The 23,619-nt window shown below is 72.5% G+C and carries 15 protein-coding genes; 10 read left to right on the top strand and 5 right to left on the bottom strand.

Annotated elements, in window-relative coordinates; all coding sequences use genetic code 11:
- Positions 1 to 53 precede the first annotated feature (53 nt).
- Positions 54 to 1,274, top strand: coding sequence for a threonine ammonia-lyase (ilvA, locus tag ACFP2T_RS24890; RefSeq protein ID WP_377425372.1), 1,221 nt, complete (start codon positions 54 to 56; stop codon positions 1,272 to 1,274).
- A 133-nt stretch (positions 1,275 to 1,407) separates the two neighbouring features.
- On the opposite strand, the gene greA is transcribed toward ilvA, so the two are convergent.
- Entirely contained in the window at positions 1,408 to 1,905 is a 498-nt protein-coding gene (gene greA, locus ACFP2T_RS24885; protein ID WP_196200524.1) for a transcription elongation factor GreA, read from the bottom strand.
- 195 nt (positions 1,906 to 2,100) lie between these two features.
- Positions 2,101 to 2,535 carry a DUF4307 domain-containing protein gene (locus tag ACFP2T_RS24880; protein WP_377425370.1) on the bottom strand — a complete coding sequence of 145 codons (435 nt, stop codon included), beginning with the start codon at positions 2,533 to 2,535 and terminating at the stop codon, positions 2,101 to 2,103.
- Positions 2,536 to 2,733: 198 nt separating this feature from the next.
- Here ACFP2T_RS24880 and mca point away from each other — a divergent pair, with 198 nt between their 5' ends.
- The 8 genes from mca (at position 2,734) to purE (ending at position 12,938) form a co-directional block, all read left to right on the top strand.
- A complete protein-coding gene (mca, locus tag ACFP2T_RS24875) occupies positions 2,734 to 3,615 on the top strand; it encodes a mycothiol conjugate amidase Mca (protein ID WP_377425369.1) in 882 nt (293 codons plus the stop codon).
- Between the two features lie 57 nt (positions 3,616 to 3,672).
- Positions 3,673 to 3,975, top strand: a complete 303-nt coding sequence (locus ACFP2T_RS24870) for a hypothetical protein (RefSeq protein ID WP_377425368.1) — start codon at positions 3,673 to 3,675, stop codon at positions 3,973 to 3,975.
- Between the two features lie 271 nt (positions 3,976 to 4,246).
- Complete coding sequence (locus ACFP2T_RS24865) at positions 4,247 to 6,754, top strand: putative bifunctional diguanylate cyclase/phosphodiesterase (protein WP_377426181.1); 2,508 nt, start codon at positions 4,247 to 4,249, stop codon at positions 6,752 to 6,754.
- Positions 6,755 to 6,893: 139 nt separating this feature from the next.
- The gene (locus ACFP2T_RS24860) at positions 6,894 to 8,285 is read left to right on the top strand and encodes an RAD23 family protein (protein ID WP_377425367.1); all 1,392 of its coding nucleotides are present in this window, start codon (positions 6,894 to 6,896) and stop codon (positions 8,283 to 8,285) included.
- A 78-nt stretch (positions 8,286 to 8,363) separates the two neighbouring features.
- A complete protein-coding gene (locus ACFP2T_RS24855; RefSeq protein ID WP_377425366.1) occupies positions 8,364 to 9,113 on the top strand; it encodes a MerR family transcriptional regulator in 750 nt (249 codons plus the stop codon).
- Between the two features lie 138 nt (positions 9,114 to 9,251).
- Positions 9,252 to 11,252: a thioredoxin domain-containing protein gene (locus ACFP2T_RS24850; RefSeq protein WP_377425364.1), complete on the top strand. Its 2,001-nt coding sequence runs from the start codon at positions 9,252 to 9,254 to the stop codon at positions 11,250 to 11,252.
- 13 nt (positions 11,253 to 11,265) lie between these two features.
- Entirely contained in the window at positions 11,266 to 12,441 is a 1,176-nt protein-coding gene (locus ACFP2T_RS24845) for a 5-(carboxyamino)imidazole ribonucleotide synthase (RefSeq protein ID WP_377425362.1), read from the top strand.
- Positions 12,438 to 12,938: a 5-(carboxyamino)imidazole ribonucleotide mutase gene (gene purE / locus ACFP2T_RS24840; protein ID WP_377425361.1), complete on the top strand. Its 501-nt coding sequence runs from the start codon at positions 12,438 to 12,440 to the stop codon at positions 12,936 to 12,938. Before ACFP2T_RS24845 ends, purE begins: the two co-directional genes overlap by 4 nt.
- Before the next feature lie 86 nt (positions 12,939 to 13,024).
- On the opposite strand, the gene ACFP2T_RS24835 is transcribed toward purE, so the two are convergent.
- Entirely contained in the window at positions 13,025 to 18,124 is a 5,100-nt protein-coding gene (locus tag ACFP2T_RS24835) for an SCO7613 C-terminal domain-containing membrane protein (protein WP_377425359.1), read from the bottom strand.
- Positions 18,125 to 18,385: 261 nt separating this feature from the next.
- Positions 18,386 to 19,813: a UDP-glucose dehydrogenase family protein gene (locus ACFP2T_RS24830; protein ID WP_377425358.1), complete on the bottom strand. Its 1,428-nt coding sequence runs from the start codon at positions 19,811 to 19,813 to the stop codon at positions 18,386 to 18,388.
- Between the two features lie 508 nt (positions 19,814 to 20,321).
- Between ACFP2T_RS24830 and ACFP2T_RS24825 the strand changes: the two genes are divergently transcribed.
- A complete protein-coding gene (locus ACFP2T_RS24825; protein WP_377425357.1) occupies positions 20,322 to 23,180 on the top strand; it encodes a M14 family zinc carboxypeptidase in 2,859 nt (952 codons plus the stop codon).
- Positions 23,181 to 23,247: 67 nt separating this feature from the next.
- On the opposite strand, the gene ACFP2T_RS24820 is transcribed toward ACFP2T_RS24825, so the two are convergent.
- Entirely contained in the window at positions 23,248 to 23,568 is a 321-nt protein-coding gene (locus ACFP2T_RS24820; protein ID WP_377425356.1) for a hypothetical protein, read from the bottom strand.
- Between the last annotated feature and the right edge of the window lie 51 nt (positions 23,569 to 23,619).

The raw sequence follows: 23,619 nt of genomic DNA, 5'->3' as shown, positions 1-23,619 counted from the left end.
GAGCGCACGGCGCCGCCGATGGGCGGTCGAGCGCGGGATGCGACGATCTGAGGATGACGGAGCTGGTCGGACTCGCCGAGGTCGTCGCCGCCCGCGAACTGCTCGCCGGGGTCATCCGGGCCACTCCGCTGGAGCCGTCCCGGCCGCTCTCCGCCGCGCTCGACGGGGAGGTCTGGCTCAAGAGCGAGCATGTTCAGCGGGCCGGTTCGTACAAGGTCCGGGGGGCGTACGTGCGGATCGCCCGGCTCTCGGCGCAGGAGCGGGACCGTGGGGTGGTGGCGGCGAGCGCCGGCAACCACGCCCAGGGGGTGGCGCTCGCCGCCGGGCTGCTCGGCACCACCGCGACGGTCTTCATGCCGGTGGGCGCGCCACTGCCGAAGGTGGCGGCCACCAAGGGGTACGGCGCCCGGGTGGAACTCGTCGGCAACACGGTCGACGAGTCCCTGGTCGCGGCGGAGGACTTCGCCACCCGTACCGGTGCGGTCTTCATCCATCCGTTCGACCATCCGGACGTGATCGCCGGGCAGGGCACGGTGGCGCTGGAGATCCTGGAACAGTGCCCGGAGGTACGCACGATCGTGGCCGGGGTCGGTGGCGGCGGCCTGATCTCCGGGATCGCGGTGGCCGCGAAGGCGCTCCGCCCGGACGTACGGGTGATCGGGGTGCAGGCCGCCGGGGCGGCGGCCTTCCCGCCCTCGTTGCTGGCGGGCGAGCCGGTCCGGCTGCCCGCGTTCGCCACCATCGCCGACGGGATCGCGGTCGGCCGGCCGGGCGAACTCACCTTCGCGCACGTGAGCAAGCTGGTCGACGAGGTCGTGACCGTCTCGGACGACGACATCTCGCGGGCCCTGCTGATGCTGCTCGAACGGGGCAAGCAGGTGGTGGAACCGGCCGGGGCGGCCGGCGTGGCGGCACTGCTGGCCGGGGCGGTCCAGGTGGAGGCGCCCGTGGTGGCGGTGCTCTCCGGCGGCAACATCGATCCGCTGCTGATGTTGCGGGTCATCGAGCACGGGCTGGCGTCGGCGGGCCGGTTCCTCCGGATCAGCGTCCGCTGCGCGGACCGACCCGGGCAACTGGCGTCGCTGCTGGGCCTGATCGGCGAGTACCGGGGCAACGTGGTCGACGTGGTGCACCAGCGGCAGAACCCGCACCTGCGGCTCGGCGAGGTGGAGGTGGCGCTCTCGGTGGAGACGCGCGGCCCGGAGCACTCCGACCGGCTGATCAGCGCGCTGCGGGGCAGCGGCTACCAGGTCGACGTCGCCCAGCCGGGATGAGCCGGCTGGGACCTCAACGTCGGGTTGGTCGTGCTTCGTGGGCTGCGCTGCGCTGTCCTCGGGAGCCGGCCGTCAGCGGCCGGAGATCGCCGGCCGTGCGGGGGCAGCCCCGGCCAGGCGGGCGCCGGTCGGCTCAGGCGCCGTACGCCTCGAACCGGACCACCGTGACCTTGATTTCGGCGCCGCTGGGTGCCGTGTAGGTGACGGTCTGGCCGGGTCGGGAGCCGAGGATCGACTTGCCGAGGGCTGACGCCGGGCTGTAGACGGTCAGGTCGGTGGTGGCGGCGATCTCCCGGGAGCCGAGCAGGAAGGTCTCGGTGTCGTCGGTGTCGTCGTCGAAGTGGATCGTGACGACGCAGCCGGGTGCCACCACGTCCGCGCTGGGTGCCTCGCCCACCTGGGCGGTGCGGAGCAGTTCCTGGAGCTGGCGGATCCGGAACTCCTGCTTGCCCTGTTCCTCCCGGGCGGCGTGGTAGCCGCCGTTCTCCCTGAGGTCACCCTCTTCGCGCCGGGCGTTGATCTCCGCGGCGATCGCAGGTCGGGCGGCGATCAGCTCGTTGAGCTCCGCCTGCAGCCGGTCGTAGGCCTCCTGGGACAGCCAGGTGGCCGCCGCGCGGTCGGTCGTGGACACAGACGATCTCCTCGGGTAGTCGTGCGCGGACAGGGACGAATTACCAAGTTACCAGTGCGCTACACACCGGACGCCACGTGATTTATCGCCACCCCGGGGCCGGAGCGCCACCGCGCGGTCGCCGCCGCGTCGGCGTGGGGTGTTAATAAGGGGCCCTTCTTCTACTGAAAGCGATAAGAAGGGGCCCTTCCTTAACTAGCTGGCGGGGCGGCACCGGACGACTTCGCCGAGGATCGCCCGGCCGGTGGTGGCGAGCCGGTGCCGGGCGGTCAGGTGCCGCTGCCCCGGCTCGGCGGTCACCGGCACCTCGTCGCGGCCGACCTCGGCGCCGTCCCGGGAGCGGGCCCGGACCACACAGACCGCCGAGCCGCCGGCCGGTACGGTGACCCGGAAGTCGAGCACCAGCTGCGACTCGGTGATCTCGGTGTAGGTGATCACCTGAGCGTCGTAGTTCGGGTCGCCGTACTGGCGGTAGAGCCGGTAGGAGACCGCTCCCATCACCGCCAGCAGGGCGACCACCAGCAGGCCCGCGACCCAGGGCCGGCGTTGTCGGGGCGCGCGTCGGTGGCCGTACCGGCCGGGTGGGAACACCGGGGCGGCAGGTGCGGATGTGGCGGGCGTCTCGGGCACCGGCGGGGATCTCCTGGGACTGATGTCGGTGGCATCGGCAAGAATGGGTAAGTCCATCTTCTCAGCCGCCGGCGGGGCCGAGTGTGGCAGGTCGTTCAATAGCGGAACGGCCGGCCGGGGCCGCAGGCCGGCGAGAGGGTCGGACGGCTCGTCGGGACGAGCCGATCCGGCCAGGCGCGACGAGGGAGCACACCGGAGTTGGCAGAGCAGCTACGTCTGATGGCCGTCCACGCCCATCCCGACGACGAGTCGAGCAAGGGTGCGGCGACCATGGCGAAATACGTCGCCGAAGGCGTGCAGGTCCTCGTCGTCACGTGTACGGGCGGCGAGCGGGGCAGCGTACTCAATCCCAAACTTGACCGGCCGGACGTCTGGGCCAACATCGCCGAGATCCGCCGGGCGGAGATGGACTCGGCGCGGGCCATCCTCGGCGTCGACCAGGCCTGGCTGGGATTCGTCGACTCGGGGCTGCCCGAGGGGGATCCGTTGCCGCCGTTGCCCGAGGGATGTTTCGCGTTGCAGGACGTGGAGGTCGCGGCCGGCCCGCTCGTCCGGCTGATGCGCGAATTCCGGCCGCACGTGGTGACCACGTACGACGAGGAGGGTGGCTACCCGCACCCCGACCACATCATGTGCCACAAGGTGAGCGTGGCGGCGTTCGACGCGGCAGGTGACCCCGAGCGCTTTCCTGAACTGGGCGAACCGTGGCAGCCGTTGAAGCTCTACTACGACATCGGTTTCTCCAAGGCCAAGATCACGGCGTTGCACGAGGGCATGCTGGCCCTCGGCAAGGAGTCGCCGTACGCCGAGTGGCTGGAGCGCTGGGAGGGGCGGCCCGACAAGGGGCCGCGGATCACCACCCGGGTCGAGTGCGCCTCCTACTTCCCGGTCCGGGACGACGCGCTGCGGGCCCACGCGACCCAGGTCGACCCGGACGGCTTCTGGTTCCACGTTCCGATGGAGTTGCAGCAGCAGGCCTGGCCGACCGAGGATTTCGAGCTGGTCCGTTCGGTGGTCGACAGCCCGATGCCCGAGTCCGACCTGTTCGCCGGGGTACGCGAGACCATGCATGCCCGCTGACCGGTGACAGGCGTACCGTAAGGGAGTGGATAGACCGCACATCGGAGGATCCCTGCCATGCTGACCGCTGCACAGGTGCTCGCGGAGAACAACTTCGGTGACACCCGGACCGGTGGCCTGGCAGGGCCGATGGGCCTCTTCATGATCACCGTGCTGGCCATCGCCACCGTGCTGCTGATCCGCAACATGAACGCCCGGCTGCGCCGGTTGCCCGACCGGTTTCCGGAGCAGCGGGCCGACGAGCCGGACGAGTCGGATCCGGCCGGTTCCGAACCCGCCGGGGCGACCACGCCGGAGGAATCTGGTGGAAGCGCTCCCAATACCCCTCACCTGGACCGGAACGGCCCTTCCGCGCCATGATTCACGCTAATCCGACCCGGCGCCCTCTGTTGCGCCGAATCGGATTGGCTTAGCCTTCCGCCGGGGACCAAAAGTCCCCGCACCGTGCGCGGGAGGGGGCGCCGATGATTACCAGACCCGACGCCCAACGCCATACGCGGGCCGGACACGTCGCGCAACGACGGCTGACGAACGGCGGCGATCCGTGATCTCGGGTCGCCGACCGGGACGTCTCCTTGCTCTGGTCGGCATCGCGGCGGCACCTCGCCGGGTGCGCGTGCTTACCTTCACCATGCTCGCGCTCGCGCTGGGCGGCGCCGTGGCCGGGTTCCTGATCCCCACGGAACTGCCGGCGGACGACCCCCTGCCGGCACTGGCCCGGCTCGGCACCGCCGCCGCGGTGGTGGCGATCGCGCAGCTCTTCCGGCTCAGGTTCCGGGTCGGCTCCGGCATGGTCAGTGTCACCTGGGGCGAGGCGGCGTTCATCATCGGCCTCTCCCTGGTCCCGCCCGGTTGGCTGCCGGCCGCCGCCCTCGTCGGGGCGGGGTTGGCCTGGGCGCTGATGACCATCTTCGTCGACCAGCGTTCGGTGCTCGATGCCGTACACACCACCGTCGCGCTGGCGACCGGCGTGGCGCTGGCCACCGCCACCACCCTGGGCACCATCGTCGTGCTGGGTGCCTCGGCCACGGACCTACTGAGCGTGCCGGTCGCCGCCGGCCTGACGCCGCAGCTGATCGCCGCGCTGGCCGTCGGGTCGCTGACCTACCTGCTGGCCACCGCCGGAATCGCCGGGCTGACCCTGTCACTCAAGCACGCGGTGGCGCTGAGGCCGGCGCTGCTGCGCGCACTTCAGGGCAAGTTGCTGATGTTCGTCGGCAACGTGCTCGTCGGGCTGGCCGTCGTGGCCGTGGTCGAGTACGACCCGCGCTGGCTGCTGCTCCTGCCGCCCGTCCTGTGGCTGCTGCAACAGACGTACAGCCATCGGCTGCGGGCCGACGACGAGCGCCGCGCCTGGCGGGCCCTTGCCGAGGCCACCGGCGCGCTCAACCAGCTCGACGAGCACGGCGTCGCGACGGCCGGGGTGACCGGCCCGCTGGCCCTGTTCGGGGCGGAGCGGGTCGAGGTGGACGTGCTCCGCGGCGACGGCCGGTGGCGGCGCTACCGGGGCGAGCCGGGTCGGCCGGTGGTGCACCGCGATCTGGTCGGGACGGATCGGACCGGGGCCGGCGAGCGGACCGACCAGGAATTGATCCGACCGCTGATGGTCGGCACCGTCCAGGTCGGCGAGCTGCGGGTCCGGCTGCCCCGAGCGGTGGCGCCGCAGCAGCGCGAACAGGATGCCCTGTCGGCCTTCGGCGACGCGCTGGCGTCCGCGCTGCACGACGCGGCGACCAACCGTGAGCTGCGGCTGGTGACGGCGCGGTCGTCGTACGAGGCGGTGCACGACGCGCTGACCAACCTGATCAACCGGGCGGCGTTGCTGAGCAAGGGCGACGTCGCGCTGCACCAGCTCGGCCACGATCATCCGGTGGCGCTGCTGCTGCTCGACATCAACCACTTCAAAGAGGTGAACGACACCCTCGGGCACGCGGCCGGCGACGAGTTGCTCCAGGTGACTGCGGACCGGTTGGACGTTCTGGTCCGGCCGGGCGAGTTGCTCGGACGGCTCGGCGGCGACGAGTTCGCCCTGCTGATCCCGTCGCCCGCGGTGCTGTCCGAGTCGACCACGGTGGCCGAGCGGTCGCCGACGCCGAACGTGCTGCGGCGGGCCCGCGAGATCGTCGAACTGCTCGCCACCCCGATCGAGGTGGCCGGGGTACGGATGTCGGTCGAGGTGTCGGTCGGGGTGGTGGTCGCGGGCGCGGGTACGGCCGACATGACCGAGTTGCTGCGCCGGGCCGACATCGCGATGTACCAGGCGAAGCAGGGTGGCGGCAGCGTGGCCTCGTACGACAGCGCCCGGGACGCGGCCAGCACCGACAAGCTCGCCCTGCTGGCCGAGCTGCGGGAGGCGCTCGACGTCGACGACCAGCTCGAACTGGCCCTCCAGCCGGCGGTCGACCTGTCCACCGGGGAGCCGACCGGGGTGGAGGCGCTGATCCGCTGGCGACACCCCCGTCGGGGCCGGTTGAATCCGATCGACTTCGTCCGGACGATCGAGGGCAGCGAACTGCTCGGCGCGTTCACCCGGTACGTCGTCGACAAGGCCCTCGGGGTCGCCGCCGACTGGGCGCGGCACGGTCTCGACGTCCCGATCTCGATCAACCTCTCGGCCCGTAGCCTGCTCGACCCGCGCCTGCCGGCCGAGGTGGCCGAGTCGTTGCGCCGGCACCAGGTACCGGCACGCCGACTCGTTCTGGAGATCACCGAGACGGTGGTGATGAGCGAGCTGGAGGTCATCGACGAGGTGCTCTCCGCGCTGCGCGCGATGGGCGTGCAGCTCGCCGTCGACGACTTCGGCACCGGCTTCTCGTCGCTGACCTTCCTGACCCGGATCTCGGTCGACGAACTCAAGGTCGACCGGTCGTTCGTGATGCGGATGGCGGAGTCGCCGGAGGCCGCGGCCATCGTGCGTACGACCGTGGACCTCGGGCGCGAGTTGGGTCTGCGGGTGGTCGCCGAGGGGGTGGAGACCGCCGACCAGCGGGCCGCACTCGCCGAGCTGGGCTGTACGGCCGCGCAGGGCTACCACTTCTTCCGGCCGATGCCCTCGGACAAGATCGTCGCTGTGCTCCGCTCGCTGCTCGACTCCGCCCAGGCCCGGATCTTTCCGCTCCGGGCCGACGGCGCCTCGTAGCGGTCCCGTCGGCCACGGCTGAGTAGCCGGGCCCAGGCGTGCGATGGACGCCATAGGCGAGACTGGCCCGATGGGGGAGATCGAAGGCGGCCAGGTGAGGCGATCGAGGGTCAGGCGATCGAGGGTCAGGCGATCGACGGTGGCGCTCGCGGCGCTGGTCGTGGCGGTGACGATGGTCGGCTGTGCCGGCGGGCCCGGTGCCGGCGGCGGGTCGTCGGGCATTCCGGACGAGGTCATGCTGAGCAGCGACGACCTGGGTGGCGCCACGATCTCCTCCGGCGGTCCGGACGGCACCCATCCGCTGCCACCGCGACCGTGCGCCTCGGTGACCGGACCGGCCACTCCGGCCGCGTCGGTGACCGGACAGGCCACTCCGGCCGCGTCGGTGACCGGCCCGGCCACTCCGGCCGCGTCCGGACCGACCACTCCGGCCGCGACCGGACCGTCCGCCTCGCCCGGGTCGGCATCGGACGGTCCGCAGCCGCTGGCCGAGCGCACGATCAACGCGACCGTCGGCCAGTACCGGATCTACGAGTACGTGGCGCGGTATCCGGCCGGGCTCGCCCAGGAGGCGATGGACGTGCTGCGGGACGAGTTGTCCCGTTGCCGCCGCCCGGCCGAGGGCGAGGACTGGAAGGTGCTCGCGGAGGACGACGCCGGGCTGCTCGTCCTGCGCTCCTATTCCGACGGCGACGCGACCGCCGCGTACTACGTCGGGCGGGCCGGGGAGCACCTGGTGGCCGTACTGGTGATCGGCACCCGGATGCCCAACGGCGACCCGACGACCGCCTCCGGGCTCGGCAGCGCGGCGTTGGCCCGGGCGGGTGGCACCCGGGGGACTCCGGTGCCGCCCACCACCGCGGCCGGTCCGGCGGTCTGGAGCACGTACCAGGCCGAGGTGACGGGCGTACGGCGTGGGCCCGATCCGCGCACCCTCCTGATCGACGTGGAGATGTTGGCCGGCCATCCGGAATGTGCCCGGAACCCCCGGACCGACTACTACACCGAGGAGAACGGGCTGATCTACGCCAACGTGGTGCTCGACTCGGCGCGGGCCGACGCGCGTAACGGCTGCCTGAGCAAGGTCCCGGGGGTGGCCCGGCTGACCTCGTCCACCCCGATCGGCAACCGGGTGGTGGTGCTCAACAACGAGCCCTGGGCGCCGGACGGGGCCGGCTACCGGCGCTGCGACCCGAACCTCGGCTGTACGCCACCGGCCGACCACTGCGACTCGACCTGGGTGCTCGCGGCGATCAAGGGGATGGACGTACCCCGGAACAGCTCGCGGAACGTGGAAGCGTGCGACGGCGCCTGGCTGGTGATGACGCTGAACCTGAACAGCACGCAGTGCGGCGCGGGCGGCCGCCCCGGCTGCTCCGCGCCACCGGCGCTGTACCGGTACTTCATGCGCTTCGAGGAGGCGGGCTGGCGGACCATCCTCCGGACCACCGCGCCGGGCTGTGCCGACGTCCTGAGGGTGCGGGCGGACTTCCCACCGGCGCTCTGTCGGACGCTGCCCGCCCCCGGCTAGCCCATCGGGGTTGACTTTGACGTTACGTCAACTTCTACCGTTATCCCCGGACGACGAGATCGGGGATGGGGGACGACGGTGGAATGGTCGATCCAGGAGATCGCCCGTTCGGCCGGCACCACCAGCCGGACGCTGCGCCACTACGGGCAGATCGGGCTGCTGACGCCGAGCCGGATCGGCCGGAACGGCTACCGCTACTACGACCAGGAGTGCCTGCTCCGGTTGCAGCGGATCATGCTGCTCCGCGAGCTGGGACTGAGCCTGCCCGACATCGGCAGGGTGCTGGACGGGCAGCGGAACGGCGCCGTCGCGCTCCGTACCCACCTGCGGATCCTGGAACAGGAACGGACCCGGATCGGGCGACAGATCGAGTCGGTACGCACCACGTTGCGCAAGGTGGAGGGAGGTGAACAACTGATGGTGGAGGAAGTGTTCGAGGGATTCGACCACACCCGGTACGAGCCGGAGGTGACGTCGCGCTGGGGCCGGGACGCGTACCAGCGGGGTGACCGCTGGTGGCGCTCGCTCGGCGATGCCGAGAAGCGGGCGTTCCAGCAGCGGCAACTCGACATCGCCGCCGACTTCGGCCGGGCCAGCGCGGCCGGGTTGGCGGTGGACGGCGACGAGGTCCAGGCGATCACACAGCGGCAGTACGAGTGGTTGACCGAGACCGGGAACCCGGTGTCGAAGGAGTACTTCGTCGGACTGGCCGAGATGTACGTCGAGGACCCACGGTTCGCGGCGAACTACGACCGGCACGGCCGGGGCTTCGCCGAGTTCGTCCGGGACGCGATGAAGGTCTACGCGTCTCGGCGTCTCGGCGGCTGAGCCACCGGGCGGGGCTGCAGACCCGCCCGGTAGCGGCCGGCGCGACGAGCCCGGCGGGACCGCCGCCGGCGCGGGCATCTCCGGCACGCGACGCCGGTACGAACGGCGGTGCCGGGTCGGGGAGGTTATGGTCGTCGGGTGAATCGACTGGCCAGTGCGACCAGCCCGTACCTGCTCCAGCACGCGGACAATCCGGTCGACTGGTGGCCCTGGTCGGCGGAGGCGTTCGCCGAGGCGCGCCGTCGGGACGTACCGGTGCTGATCTCGGTCGGCTACGCGGCCTGCCACTGGTGCCACGTGATGGCCCACGAGTCGTTCGAGGATCAGGCCGTCGGCAAGCTGATCAACGACAACTTCGTCGCGATCAAGGTGGACCGCGAGGAGCGGCCGGACGTCGACGCCGTCTACATGACCGCCACCCAGGCGATGACCGGCCAGGGCGGCTGGCCGATGACGGTCTTCGCCGCCCCGGACGGCACCCCGTTCTTCTGCGGCACGTACTACCCGAAGCCCAACTTCGTCCGGCTGCTCCAGTCGGTCACCGAGGCCTGGACCGGGCAGCGGGAGGCGGTGCTGCGGCAGGGCGCCGCCGTGGTGGAAGCGCTCGCCGGGGCCCAGGCCATCGGCGGTCCGACCGCACCGCTGACCGCCGACCTGCTCGACGCCGCCGCAGACCAGCTCGGCCAGGAGTACGACGAGGTCAACGGCGGATTCGGCGGAGCGCCGAAGTTTCCCCCGCACATGAACCTGCTATTCCTGCTCCGGCACCACCAGCGCACCCGCTCGGTCCGGGACCTGGAGATCGTCCGGCACACCTGTGAGGCGATGGCCCGGGGCGGCATCTACGACCAGCTCGCCGGCGGCTTCGCCCGCTACTCCGTGGACGGGCACTGGACGGTGCCGCACTTCGAGAAGATGCTCTACGACAACGCGCTGCTGCTCCGGGTCTACACCCAGCTCTGGCGGCTGACCGGCGACGAGCTGGCCGGCCGGGTCGCCGCCGAGACCGCCGCCTTCCTCCTGGACGACCTCGGCACTCCCACCGGTGGCCTGGCCTCGGCGCTGGACGCGGACACCGAGGGCGTCGAGGGCGCCACCTACGCCTGGACCCCCGGGCAGCTCGCCCTGGCGCTCGGCGCGGACGACGGCGCATGGGCCGCCGACCTGTTCAACGTCACCACCGCCGGAACCTTCGAACACGGAACGAGCGTGCTGCGGCTGGCCCGGGACATCGACGACGCCGATCCCGAGGTGCGGGAACGCTGGCAGCGGGTCCGGCTCGCGCTCCGCGAGGCGCGGGACCGGCGCCCACAGCCGGCCCGGGACGACAAGATCGTCGCCGCCTGGAACGGCCTGGCGGTCACCGCCCTGGTCGAGTACGCCACCCTCACCGCCGACCCGGTCACCGCAGCCGCGGCGGTCACCATCGCCGAGGTGCTGGCCGACCGGCACCTCGTCGACGGGCGGCTGCGCCGGGTCTCCCGGGACGGCCAGGTCGGGGAGCCAGCGGGGGTACTGGAGGACTACGGTTGCGTCGCCGAGGCGTTCTGCGCCGTGCACCAGCTCACCGGGGACGGGCGCTGGTTGCGGCTCGCCGGTGAGCTGCTGGACACCGCACTGGCCCGGTTCGGCACCGGCCAGGGCGGGTTCTACGACACCGCCGACGACGCCGAGGAGTTGATCAGCCGACCGGCCGACCCGACCGACAACGCCACCCCGTCCGGGCTGTCGGCGGTGGTGGCGGCGCTGGTGACGTACTCCGCGCTGACCGGGGAGCCGAGCGACCGGAAGGCCGCCGAGACGGCACTCGGCACGGTGGCGCCGATCGTCGCCCGGCACGCCCGGTTCACCGGGTACGCCGCCGTGACCGGCGAGGCGCTGCTCTCCGGCCCGTACGAGATCGCGATCGTCACCGCCGAGCCGGCCGGTGACCCGCTGCTCGCGGTGGCACACCGGAACGCCCCACCGGGCGCGGTGGTGGTGGCCGGCAGTTCCGGGCAGCCCGGCGTACCCCTGCTCGCCGACCGCCCGATGGTCGACGGCGTACCCACCGCGTACGTCTGCCGGGGGTTCGTCTGCGACCGGCCCGTGACCACCCCGGATGACCTGCTGGCGCAGCTTCGGACCGGCGGAGGTTAGGCTTGCGCCCGCTATGGATTCCCGCACGGGTCTGCCCGTTGTCGGCATGGTGGGCGGCGGCCAACTGGCCCGGATGACCCACCAGGCCGCGATCGCCCTCGGTCAGTCGCTCCGCGTCCTCGCGCTCGGTCCCGAAGACGGTGCCGCGCTGGTCGCCTCCGACGTCCGGTACGGCCAGCACACCGATCTCGCCGCGCTGCGGGAGTTCTCGGCCGGCTGTGACGTGGTCACCTTCGACCACGAGCACGTGCCGACCGAGCACATCCGGGCCCTGGCGGTGGACGGTGTCGTGGTCTACCCGCCGGCGGAGGCGCTGATCTTCGCCCAGGACAAGCGGGCGATGCGGGAGCGCCTGGCCGCACTCGGCGCCCCGGTCCCGCGCTGGCGCCCGGTGACCGAACCGGACGAACTGGTCGAATTCGGTACGGAGCTGGGCTGGCCGGTGGTCCTCAAGGCGGCCCGGGGCGGGTACGACGGCCGGGGCGTCTGGGTCGTCTCCGACCCGACCGAGGCGGCCGAACTGGTCGGCACGCTGCGTGCCGCCGGTACCGACCTGATCGCCGAGGAACGGGTCGCGCTGCGCCGCGAACTGGCCGTCCAGGTCGCGCGTTCGCCGTTCGGCCAGGTCGCGGCGTATCCGGTGGTGGAGACCGTGCAGTCCGACGGGATCTGTGTGGAGGTGCTGGCCCCGGCACCGAGACTGCCGGAGGAGGTGGCGCTGCGGGCCCAGCAGCTCGCGATCGACCTGGCCACCTCGCTCGGCGTGGTCGGGCTGCTCGCCGTGGAGCTGTTCGAGGTGACCGGCGCCGACGGCGAGCCCGCTCTGGTGGTCAACGAGCTGGCCATGCGACCGCACAACTCGGGGCACTGGACGATCGAGGGTGCCCGTACCTCCCAGTTCGAGCAGCACCTGCGGGCGGTCCTCGACTACCCGATGGGGGACACCGCGTTGACCGCGCCGGTGGTGGTGATGGCGAACGTGCTCGGCGGTCCGGACGGCGGCATGTCGATCGACGAGCGGCTGCACCACCTGTTCGCCGAGGATCCGGGCGTCAAGGTGCACCTCTACGGCAAGCAGGTCCGGCCCGGCCGGAAGATCGGGCACGTCACGGTGCTCGGCGACGACCTGGAGAAGGTACGCGCCCGTGCCGTCCGGGCGGCATGGTGGCTACGGGAGGGACGGGCATGAGGCAGGCGGCGCCCCCGGTCGGCGTGATCATGGGAAGCGACTCGGACTGGCCGACGATGCGCGCCGCCGCCGAGGCCCTGACCGAGTTCGACGTCAACTACGAGGTCGGCGTCATCTCGGCGCACCGCACCCCGGTCAAGATGATCGATTACGCGAAGGCCGCCGCCGGACGGGGAATCCGGGTGATCATCGCCGGTGCCGGCGGTGCCGCCGCCCTACCGGGCATGGTGGCCGCCGCCACCCCACTCCCGGTGATCGGCGTCCCGGTGCCACTCAAGCACCTCGACGGCCTGGACTCGCTCCTCTCCATCGTGCAGATGCCCGCCGGCGTACCCGTAGCGACCGTCTCCATCGGCAACGGCCGCAACGCCGGCCTGCTCGCCGTACGGATCCTCGCCGCCTCCGACGAGACGCTCCGGCACCGCATGTCGGCGTACCAGGCCCAGCTGGAGGAACTCGTCGCGCAGAAGGAAGCCGCACTCAAAGCAGCACTGTAAGGAAGGGCCCCTTCTTATCGCTTTTTGTAGAAGAAGGGGCCCTTCTTAACACTTCTCCAGTGCGGGGTCAGCGCATGCCGCGCAGCTCAGCGCATGCCGCGTACGGCGCGGAAGCGCTCCTGGGTACGGCGGCGGTTCTCGTTGTTGGCGCCGAACGCGAGGAGCAGCAGACCGACCGGGATCAGCACCAGCCACGGGCCGAAGCTGAACAGCGCCCGGAGCGCGGCGAGCGCGGTGACCACCGCACCGATGATCACCGGAGCCTGCTGCCGACGGTTGGAGCCGAAGATCAGCGTGGCCACCCCGCCGAGCAGCAGCAGTACCTGCCGCAGCGCGCTGTCGTTGCCGGTCATCACGATGACCATGGTGGGCAGGAACGCCGCCACCAGCGCCGGGCCGTACGCCACCCAACTGCTCAGGTCGGACCGGTGCCGGAGTTCCAGCAGTCCGACCAGCAGTGCGAGCGCCGCGAACGGCAGCGTGTACGCCTCCGGCAGGGCGACGTCGGCCAGTGCCATCAGCAGCCACCAGGCGATGATCTCGCAGGCGACCGCCGACCAGAACAGGGTGCGCCGCTCGGTGGGGTTCCGGTACGGCCGTACGGCGGCCATCCCGAGCACCGCGCCCCAGGCGGCGAGCAGCGCGGCGATGTGCCGGGGCGAGTCGTAGGCCAACGCGGCGGCGATGAGCGCGGCCCCGTAGCCGCTCCACTCCACGGTGTTCGCCTCGCGCATCGCCTCGGGGCGGCGCAGCCGGGGCAGCATCGCCGCGACCAGCAGCAGGATCGCGCCGACCGCCAGCACCCCGAACGCGGACCACGCCGGGTCGAGGCCGAACACCAGCCCCGTGGTGAAGACGAAGGTCTGGGCCATCACCGAGGCGAACAGCCAGCCGAGAATGCGGGCGTTCTGGGTCCGGCCGCCCAGCGCGGCGACGGCACCGACTCCCACCGCCGCGCCCAGGGTGAACAGGGTCAGTTGCCGGGTCGCCAGCGCGCCGGCCAGTCCGGCGCCGCCGGCCGCCATCCCGATGCCGAAGACCAGGATCCGGGTGAGCCGCAGGGAGCGGGCCACCTCGGCGTCCGGCGGCGGCGGGGTCAGCGCCAGTCCGAGCATCGCCAGGGTGAACACCGCGAGCGCGGCCATCGTGCTGTGCGGCCAGCCCATGCCCAGCGAGATCGGGGTGATCAGCAGGGTGATCGCGGCCCCCGGCAGCACCACCGGAATCGCCCGGGCCGGTCGGCCCCCGCTGAACCCGGTCGCGGCCAGTCCGGCGGCGATGGTCAGCAGCAGCGCCGCCAGGACGTTGGCGCCACCGTCGACGACACCGGCGGGGGCGCCGAGAAGCGAGGCCGGCGGACCGTCCCAGATGTGGCTGAGGATCTGGTACGGCTCGACCAACGCCGTGGCCAGGGCCGGGGCGAGTGCCGCGACGGCCAGCGCGGTCGGCACGGTGGCGGCGACCATCGCCCCGACGGCGGGACTGACCGACCAGCGGCCGGTCCGGGCGGGCTCGGGCAGCCGGCGCATCGCCCCGCCGAGCATCACCGACCAGCGGCGGATCGGCTCACGGAGCGGGGTTGGCGCCGGGGTGACCGCCCGGACCAGTTCGGCGAGTACGCCGAGCAGGACGGCCGCGGCGGCGTACACGCCCCACGGCAGGCCGGCGAGGAGCGCCGCGATCGCGGTCGCCGTCGCGCCGCCGACGATGCCGATCGTGGCGTACGGCAGGTATTGCGGAACCTGCCGGCGGACCAGCGCCACCACCGCGACACCGAGGCTCGCCGCGCCGAGGTTGGCGAGGACGACGACCTCGGCAGGCCAGCCCAGCGAGGCGGCCAGCGCGGCGAGTGAGCCGGCGAGCGCGAACAGGGCACCACCGGCGGCGAGCCCGCCGATCTGGGCGGTCTGCGGCGGCAACGTCCAGGACTCGGCCTCCTCGGCCGGGCCGGAGAGGGTACCGACCGCTCGGGCGAGGGCGGCGACGACGACGCCGATCAGGGCGACCACGCCCAGGGCGACCGCGGTGGTCCACGGCCGGACCAGGCTCGCCCCCACGGCGTGTACGGCGACCGCGGCGGCGACGGTGGCCCGGGCCAGCCCGGCCCGGGGATCGGCGGCGACGACCGCGGTGACCCCGTAGACGGTGGCGACCGCGCCGCCGACCACGATCGGGGACCACCAGGGCAGCCCCAGCGCCGCCGGGGCGCCGATGGTGGCGAGCCCGACGCAGACGCCGGCCACGTCGTACGCCCAGGGGCGGGGCAGCGCGATCGCGGCGGCTCCGGCCAGCAGTACCAGGGCGACCGGCGCCTGCCAGCCGTTGCCGGCCCCACCGACCGGCCAGTCGGCGAGGTTGGCCTCCCACAGCCGGCCGGGAGTGGCCAGTACCCGCAATCCGCCGCTCAGCGCGGTCCAGCCGGCGATCAGGGCGACGACGCCGCCGGTCAGCGCGATGCCGAGGATCGGACCCCGGCGCCAGTCGGCCGGCATGGCCCGGATGCCGGCGGCGACGACCAGGATCAGGAACGCGGCGGCGGCGAGTTCGACACCGTCGCCGAGGATTCCGGCGATCCTGGCCAGCGTGCCTACCAGTGCGGCCGTCACCGCCGCGGCGGCGATGTCGGAGCCGTCGAGCAGCCGGTCGGCCCGCCGGCCGGCGTCGATCGACGGCGCCAGCACCAGCAGTACCGCGCTGACCAGGAGCAGTCCGCCGACCCAGGCGTCGGCGAGGGTGGCGCCGGGGGCGCCGAAGGCCGCCGCCGTCACCGCGAGCGCGCCGAGCCCGGTGCCGAGGGCCAACGGCGGGCTGATCCGCCGCTGGGCCACCTGGGTGACCGCGGCGTAGCAGAGGACCGCGCAGACGGCCAGGAAGCTGGCGGCGAGCACCGGCTCGGTGGCCTCGCGGACGGAGGACACGGTCGGCGTCGGGTCGACCGGCACGGTCGCGGCGACGAACGCCGCCACCGCGCCGGGGAACGCGAACGCGGCGCCGCCGGCCGCCCAGTCGGCGACCAGCCCGGCCGACTGGCCCAGCGGGGCGGCCCGGACGAGCGGCGCCGCCGCGATCAGCGCTCCGGCGACGGCGAGAGCGAACAGGGCGGCGGCGGTCAGTCCGGGGCGGGCCACCGAGGTGGCGGCTCCGGCGAGCCCCACCCCGGCCGCGGCTACGGCATGGGCCAGCGCGCCGCGCCGGGTGTCGGCGGAGAGGCCGACCAGGCCGATGCCGATCGCGGTCAGCACCGCCGGCCAGGGGGCCGCCGCCCAGGGCAGGCCGAGCGAGGCCGGCATCGCCAGCGCGGTCAGCGCCGCACCGACCACGGCGAATTCGCGGCGTATCTCGGGCGGTGACGAGAGCACGGCGGCGATGGTGAGCAGGAAGGCGGTCGCGACGAGTTGCCAGGAGGTGGCGCCCACCCCGGCGGCGAGCGTTCCGGGATAGTCGGCGAGGTCGGCCTCCCAGACCGGCAGAGCGGCCCGGATCGGTGCCATCGCCGCGCGGAGCGCGCCGCCGGCCACCACCACGCCGATCACGACCAGGGCGGCCGCCGACGCCAGTTGCGGGCCGCGGCGGGCCGCCTCCGGTACCGCCCGTACGCCGAGTCCGGTGAGCGCGATGACGGCGGCGATCACCACCAGGGCCCGGCCGGGCAGCGCGACGGCGGCGACCCGGCCGGCGGCGCCGATCACGGCCAGGGTCAGGATGGCGGCGCCGATGTCCGGCAACGGTGGCTGGCGCAGGGCCAGCGCGCCGACCAGGCCCACGACGGCGGCCAGTAACAGCGCGGTCCCGGCGCGGGCGGCACCCGGCACGGTGTCGGCGTTCACCAGCGCGGCGACCGCGCACACCACGGCGGCGGCGAAGGCCAGGGCGTGCAGCGTCCAGGTCAGTTCTCGTACCCAGGGGGTCGGCGTGGGGCGGGCACTCGCGGTCCGGACCCGGTTGCCGGAACCGCCCTGTTCCGGATCCACCTGGAGGACCGCGTCCGCCTCCTCCGGGAAGGTCTCCGGCCGATCCGGTCCGGGGCCGTCCTGCTCCGGTGGTTCGGGGCCGTCCGGGCCGGTGGTCCGGCCTGGACGGTCGGGGCCGCCCGGCGTCCGGACCGCCGGGCCGGTGGTCCGGAACTCCGCGGAACCGGCCGGGCCGAACTCCCGCGCGGCGGGGCCGAACCGGAACCGGGCGGGCCAGCCGGTCAACCGACCGTCGTCGGTGAACAGCCGGCTGAGATAGAGGTTGCCGACGGCCACCGCCGTCAGCACCACGGCCCAGCCGGTGGGACCGCGCAGCCAGGTGTACGCCAGCAGCGGCAGGATCGGCTGGACGGCCAGCACCGCCGCGTACCGGGGGGCGTTCAGGCCGGTGGCTGCGGCGTACGCCGCCGCGACGACGGCGCTGAGCAGGAAGACCAGCCCCGCGAAGACCGACCCGGGCAGCCCGCTGTCCCCGAACCGGTTGACCGTCCAGAGGGCGTAGCCGACGAGGGGCACCAGGAGCAGTCCCACCGCCGCGACGGTCTCGGCGGTGGCGACCAGGCCACGCCGGGCCACCCGGGGCGGAACGGCCAGCATCAGCGCGGTCGCCAGCACCAGGATGGCGACCCGGCTGAAATCGTCCAGCGAACTGAGGGCCACGGCCGCGAAGACCACCGCCGCGATGCCGAGCAGCAGTGCGCCGAGCCCGAGCAGGATGTTCTGGACCTCGCGGGTCGATGCCTCGGGGCGGGCCGTCGATCCCTCGTCCCAGGTGGGCTCCGCGCCCGGTGACGGCGGGGGTGGCGGAGCCGGCGGGGTCATCCGGTCCGCTCCGCCGCCCTTCGGCTGCCGGGGTACCCGGGGCGGCGGCGAACTGGGCGTGACCGTCGGTGGGGTCGGGGTCATCGGACCGGCCGCCGCCGGACTCCGGCGGTTGGCCTTGCGGCGGAGTACCCGGCGCGGCTTGGTGCTCTGCTTACGCCGCTGGTCCGCCGCGTGCGAGAGGATGTCCCGCTGGAACAGCGCCGCCTGCATCTGGGAGGCGATCGTCTTCTGCTCCTTGGCGATCGCCGCCTCGCGGATCTTCATCTCCGCGATCGACCGTTCGATCCGGGCCAGGTCGTCCAGCCGCTCTGACTGCTCGGCCCCGCAGTGCGGGCATCGGGGGGCCGGCTCGATCTCCCGGCCACACGAGGAGCACTGGTACGTACTCACGGCACCCCCTCCAGCCGGCGCTGACGTCGCATCACGGGCTTCCACCGAAGCATGCCCAAGTCGGGCAAGCGTTGAACAGCCCCCGATCGCGTGCGATGCCCGACTGAGGAGATCCTAAGAGTCCGGCCGTGGACCTGTTCGGGTCCACGGCCGGCAAGTCGTCGTCGAATTCATGATTGTCGCGCTGCGGCGACTCCGCTATGAGCGCTGCGGCGACTCCGTTAGGAGCCCTGCGGTGACTCCGTTAGGAGCCGAGCACGGCTACGGGCGGCCCATGCCCCGGTACTCCCAGCCGGCCTGGGTCCACAGTCCTGAGTCGAGGCAGTTGCGGCCGTCGACCACCCGGCGCCCCGAGGCCAGCTCGCCGAGCGCGACCGGATCGGCGTTGCGGAAGTCGGCCCACTCGGTCAGTACGCAGACCAGGTCGGCACCGCGTACGGCGTCGTTCATGCTGGCCTCGTACGTCAGCTCGGGGCGCTCCCGACGGGCGTTCTCCATGCCCTGCGGGTCGTAGACGTGCACGTCGGCACCGGCCTTGGCCAGCGCGGCGGCCACGGCGAGCGACGGGGCGTCCCGGACGTCGTCGGAGTTGGGTTTGAAGGTGGCGCCCAGTACCGCCACCCGGGTGCCGGACAGGTCGGGACCGGCCGGACCGTACCGGCGGCCGAGCAGTTCGGCGGCGAGCTGGAGCACCCTGCTCCGGCGGCGCAGGTTGATCAGGTCCACCTCGTGCAGGAAGCGCAGCGCCTCGCCGGCACCGAGTTCCTGGGCCCGCGCCTGGAAGGCCCGGATGTCCTTCGGCAGGCAGCCGCCGCCGAAGCCGACACCGGCCTGGAGGAACCGGTTGCCGATCCGGGGGTCGTAGCCGATCGCCCGGGCGAGCTGGGTGACGTCCCCGCCGGCCACCTCGCAGACCTCGGCCATCGCGTTGATGAACGAGATCTTGGTGGCGAGGAAGGCGTTCGCGGCCACCTTGACCAGTTCGGCCGTGGCGAAATCGGTCACCACCAGCGGAACTTCGCGATCCTCGGTGGCGGCGAGGTCGAAGACGCCCTTGTGCGAGGCGTAGAGCATCCCGTTCGCCCACTCGGTCTTGACGCCCACCACGATCCGGTTCGGGCGCAGCACGTCCTCGACGGCGAAGCCCTCCTGGAGGAATTCGGGGCTCCAGGCGACCTCGACTCCGAGATCGGCGGCGGCGTGCTTGCCGACGAGCTGCTCGATCCACTCCGCCGTGCCGACCGGCACCGTGGACTTGCCCACGATCAGGGCCTTGCGGATCAGGTGCTGGGACAGCCCGGTCACCGCCGCCTCGACGTACGACAGGTCGGCGCCCATCCCGTCGGCCCGCTGCGGGGTGCCGACGCAGATGAAGTGGACGTCGCCGAAGACGGCGGTCTCGGCGATGTCGGTGCTGAACCGGAGCCGACCGGCCGCCAGGTTCCGCTTGAGTAGTTCGTCCAGGCCCGGCTCGTGGAACGGCACCTCACCGCCGGCCAGCTTGGCGATCTTCTCCGCGTCGACGTCGAACCCGATCACCTCGTAGCCGAGTTCGGCGAAGCAGATCGCGTACGTCGCGCCCAGGTAGCCGGTCCCGAGGAAGGTCAGTCGCGGTCGGGCGGCCCCGGAGGGCGGAGTCACCGCCGGAATCGTCGGCATGGGCTGAGTGCTCGGGTACGGGATCGTCACGCCTGTGTTCTCCGCTCGCAGTGGCGGCGCTTCATTGCGTCGCGGTCGGGAGGTCGGCGCCGGAGGAGAGCACCGATGTCGGACATTGTGGGCCTTGTTCACCTGGGTGTCGCGGCTGCGCGGTCGGCGAGTCGGCTGCCCGCGCGAGGGACGACAAGCGCTGAGCCTACGCGGACGGCGCTTCCCGGCGCACCTTCGGTCGGCATCTTCACAGCCGGCCCCACCACCGGCGGGCGGCCTGGCCAGCGGGCCGACCGGCGACCGGGAGGGGTGGGCTGGCCAGGTGGCCGACCCCTCCGATGGTGCTCCGATCGAGGTGTGACCGCCCGACCGGTGGTTCCGGTCGACGACGGACGTCGAGGCTATTCCCCCGATTTTGGCTGGTAGGCGTGCTTCGTGACCGGCGTCGTGCCGCCGTCCTCCAAGATCTTGACCGCCGGAAATGCCTGATCATAGGCTCCGAGCCACCCTTACGCCGATTCTGAAGAGAAGGGAACGCGAACTTCTGATGACCGTTCTGAAGTTCCCCCCGTACTTCCCTCCGAAGCCCCCGAACTCGGTCCTGGCCCGGCGACTCGGTGGTACCGCCGTCGCGGCGCTCCTGCTCGCCCCGCTGTCCCTGCTGCCCGGCACGCCGGCCGGTGCCCACCCCGGCGGGCCGTCCGGCCCGAACGGTTGCAGCCAGAACCCGGCGGCCCGGCTGGCCGACGTACCGAGTCCGGAGACCCATCTGGGCTTCCCGCTCGGGGTCGGCCAGGAACGGGTCGTCACCGACGACGAGATCCGCTCCTACCTCAGCGCCGTGGACGGCGCCTCGGACCGGGTGATCACCGGCAACCTCGGCAACAGCGTGCTCGGCCAGTCGATGCCGTACGCGATCGTCTCGGACTCGGCGCACCTGCGCCGGGGCGAGCTGGCCGAGATCGCCGAGGAGATCCGCGACCTGCGTGACCCCCGCAAGCTGTCGGACCGGAAGGCGGCGGAGACCGCCGCGAAGGGCCCGGCGATCGTCTGGGTCACCGGCAACGTGCACGGCGGCGAGAAGTCCGGTGCCGACGCCGCGCTCAAGACGCTGTACGAGCTGGCCGCCGGCCTCTCCTGCGACGTACGGGAGCGCAACGACAACCTCGTCACGATCATCGTGCCGACCCAGAACCCGGACGGCCGGGACGCCACCCGGCGGCAGAACGAGTACGGCTTCGACCTGAACCGGGACTGGTTCGCCCGGACCCAGCCGGAGACCGACGCCAAGCTGGAGATGCTCCGGCAGTACCCGCCGCAGGTCTACATCGACGCGCACGAGATGGGTGGCCGGGAGTACTTCTTCCCGCCGAACGCGGACCCGATCCACCACGAGATCGCCGACGAGGCGGTCGACTGGATCGACCGGATCGGCGCGGCGAACGCCGCCGGCTTCGGATACAACGGCGCGTGCACCGAGACGGTCACGGCCGAGTGCTACTTCAACTACGACACCTACGACATGTTCTTCATGGGCTACGGCGACACGGTGCCGACCACCGGCTTCGGTGCCGCCGGGATGACGTACGAGAAGGGCAGCTCGTCGGCGGTCCAGGACCGGGTGCAGCAGCAGTTCAACACCCAGTGGGCCACCCTCGGCTGGGCCTCGGCCAACAAGCGCGAGGTGCTGTCCGGCTACTACGACATCTGGAAGGACGCCCTCGCCGAGGGCCGGGCCGGCGCGTTGCAGCCCAACGAGGTGGTCCAGCCGACGAACGAGGTCCAGTTCCCGGTCCCGGACGTCACGATCCGGTCGTACTTCCTGCTGCCGGACCGGCAGCTCGGCGACGTACGGCAGCTCGTCGAGCGGCTGCGCCGGATGGATGTCGAGGTGTACGAGCTGACCCGGTCGGTGAAGGTGCCGAACGCGCGGATCTTCGGCGGTCGGTCGGCCCGGAACCTGACCGTGCCGGAGGGCGCCTACTGGATCCCGATGGACCAGCCGCAGAAGCACTGGATCCAGGCGATCATGGGCGAGGACCCGTACGTCCCGTTCCCGTACTTCTACGACGTGTCGTCCTGGAGCAACCCGCTGCTGATGGGCGTGCGGACGGTCTACACCGGTGACCGGCTCTCCCCGAAGGCCGAGCGGGTCCGCGACATCGACGGCGGGCGGGACGGCAGCGCGCCGAAGTACGGCTCGTACGCGTACCCGCTCGACTCCGCGGCGGCGGCCGAACTCACCTTCACGCTCCTCGGCGCGGGCGTCGCACTGCGCCGGGACCAGGCCACCGGCGTCGTCACCCTGCCGGCGGCCAGCCTCACCGGCACCCGCGACCGGCTCGCCGAGTCCTTCGGGGTGACCCTGACCCCTCGCCGGACCCCGGCGACCGGGACCGCGCTGGCGCTGCCCGACGTCGGCCTGTACGCCGGCACCGGCATCTCCACCACCTCCGGCTCGCACGGCGAGGCCCGGTACGTGCTCGGCAAGCGGTGGGGCCTCGACCTCAAGCCGGTGACCACGGCGGACATCAACGACAACACGTCGGCGTTCACCGGCCGGAGCGTCCTGCTGGTACCGGACGGCAGCAGCGCGACCGGCGGGCTCACCGCCGCCGGTCAGGCCAACCTGCGGGCCTGGGTGGCCGGCGGAGGCACCTACCTCGGGCTGCGCAACCAGGGCACCCGGATGGCCCGGTCGGCCGGACTCACCTCGACGACCGAGGTGGCGAAGCCGACCGACTACACGGTGATCGGCTCGCACCTGCGGGTCGACGTGGACCGGAGCAGCCCGGTCGGGCTGGGCCGACCGGCGGAGGACTTCGAGTTCAACAACAACGACTCGATCCTGAGCCCGAGCACCACCGGGACGAACGTGCTGACGTACCCGACCGACGACCGGTTCTGGCTCAACGGGTACACCGTGCACGCGGACGCGCTCAAGGGCACGGTGGCGCTGGTCGACGAGCCGACCGGTGCGGGCAGGGCGGTGCTGTTCGCGTTCAACCCACTGTTCCGGGCGTACAACGAGTCCGGCCTGCACCTGGTGGCGAACGCACTGCTGGCACCACGCCCGGCCTCGGCGGCCTCGCCGTCACCGAACGCGCGGCCAACGGCTCCGGCCGTACCGCCGGCTCGGGCCAGCGCCGCCGCGGCACCGGCACCGGAGAACCTCGGCGGCGAGTGGCGACCGATCACCATCCAGGTGGCCGCCACCGACCTCGACCGCACCCGTGCCATCGTCACCCGCCACACCGCCGACGCCCGCACGGCCACGGCGAACGATTCCGCCTACCTCACCATCCCCAACCCACAGGGCCTGTCGTCGGACGAACACCCATTCCTCCGCGACCTGGTCCGCGAAATCCGCGCGGCGGGAATTCCGTTGCGCTCCGTCGTAGCGTAAGACTGTAAGGAAGGGCCCCTTCTTATCGCTTTCTGCATAGGAAGGGGCCCTTCTTAACACCCCGGCCTCATGATCGAGGAACCCAGCCGAGAAAACGGGTCGAGAGTTGGGCAGGGTCCAGGTTGGGCAGATCGTGCAGCGCCCGGTGTAGTTGTCCGGCCAGGTACACGAGCAGTCCGATCCGGTCGCCGCGATACGCGAGCAGTAGGGACAGCCGGGCGGGTTGGCACGGCCACGGGGCGCCGCAGGCGCGGCACCGGAAGGCCGGCCGGGTCGCCGTGTGCGCCCGGAAGCGGGCATAGGGCCGCCAGATCGGCTCGCCGCCCGCTGCGGTGACACTGCCTTCCGGGTACGGCTGCTCCGACGCCGGACCGGTCGGCGCGGTCATATCCGTTCGGTACTGCGGACGGGTGCGGGCTGCCCGGGGCTCAGTTGCCCG

The organism is Plantactinospora solaniradicis, assembly GCF_042658085.1.
In the GTDB taxonomy this organism is placed as follows: Bacteria; Actinomycetota; Actinomycetes; order Mycobacteriales; family Micromonosporaceae; genus Plantactinospora; species Plantactinospora solaniradicis.
Note: the sequence above shows the minus strand (reverse complement) of the source record. Positions and strands in the feature narration are given on the sequence as shown.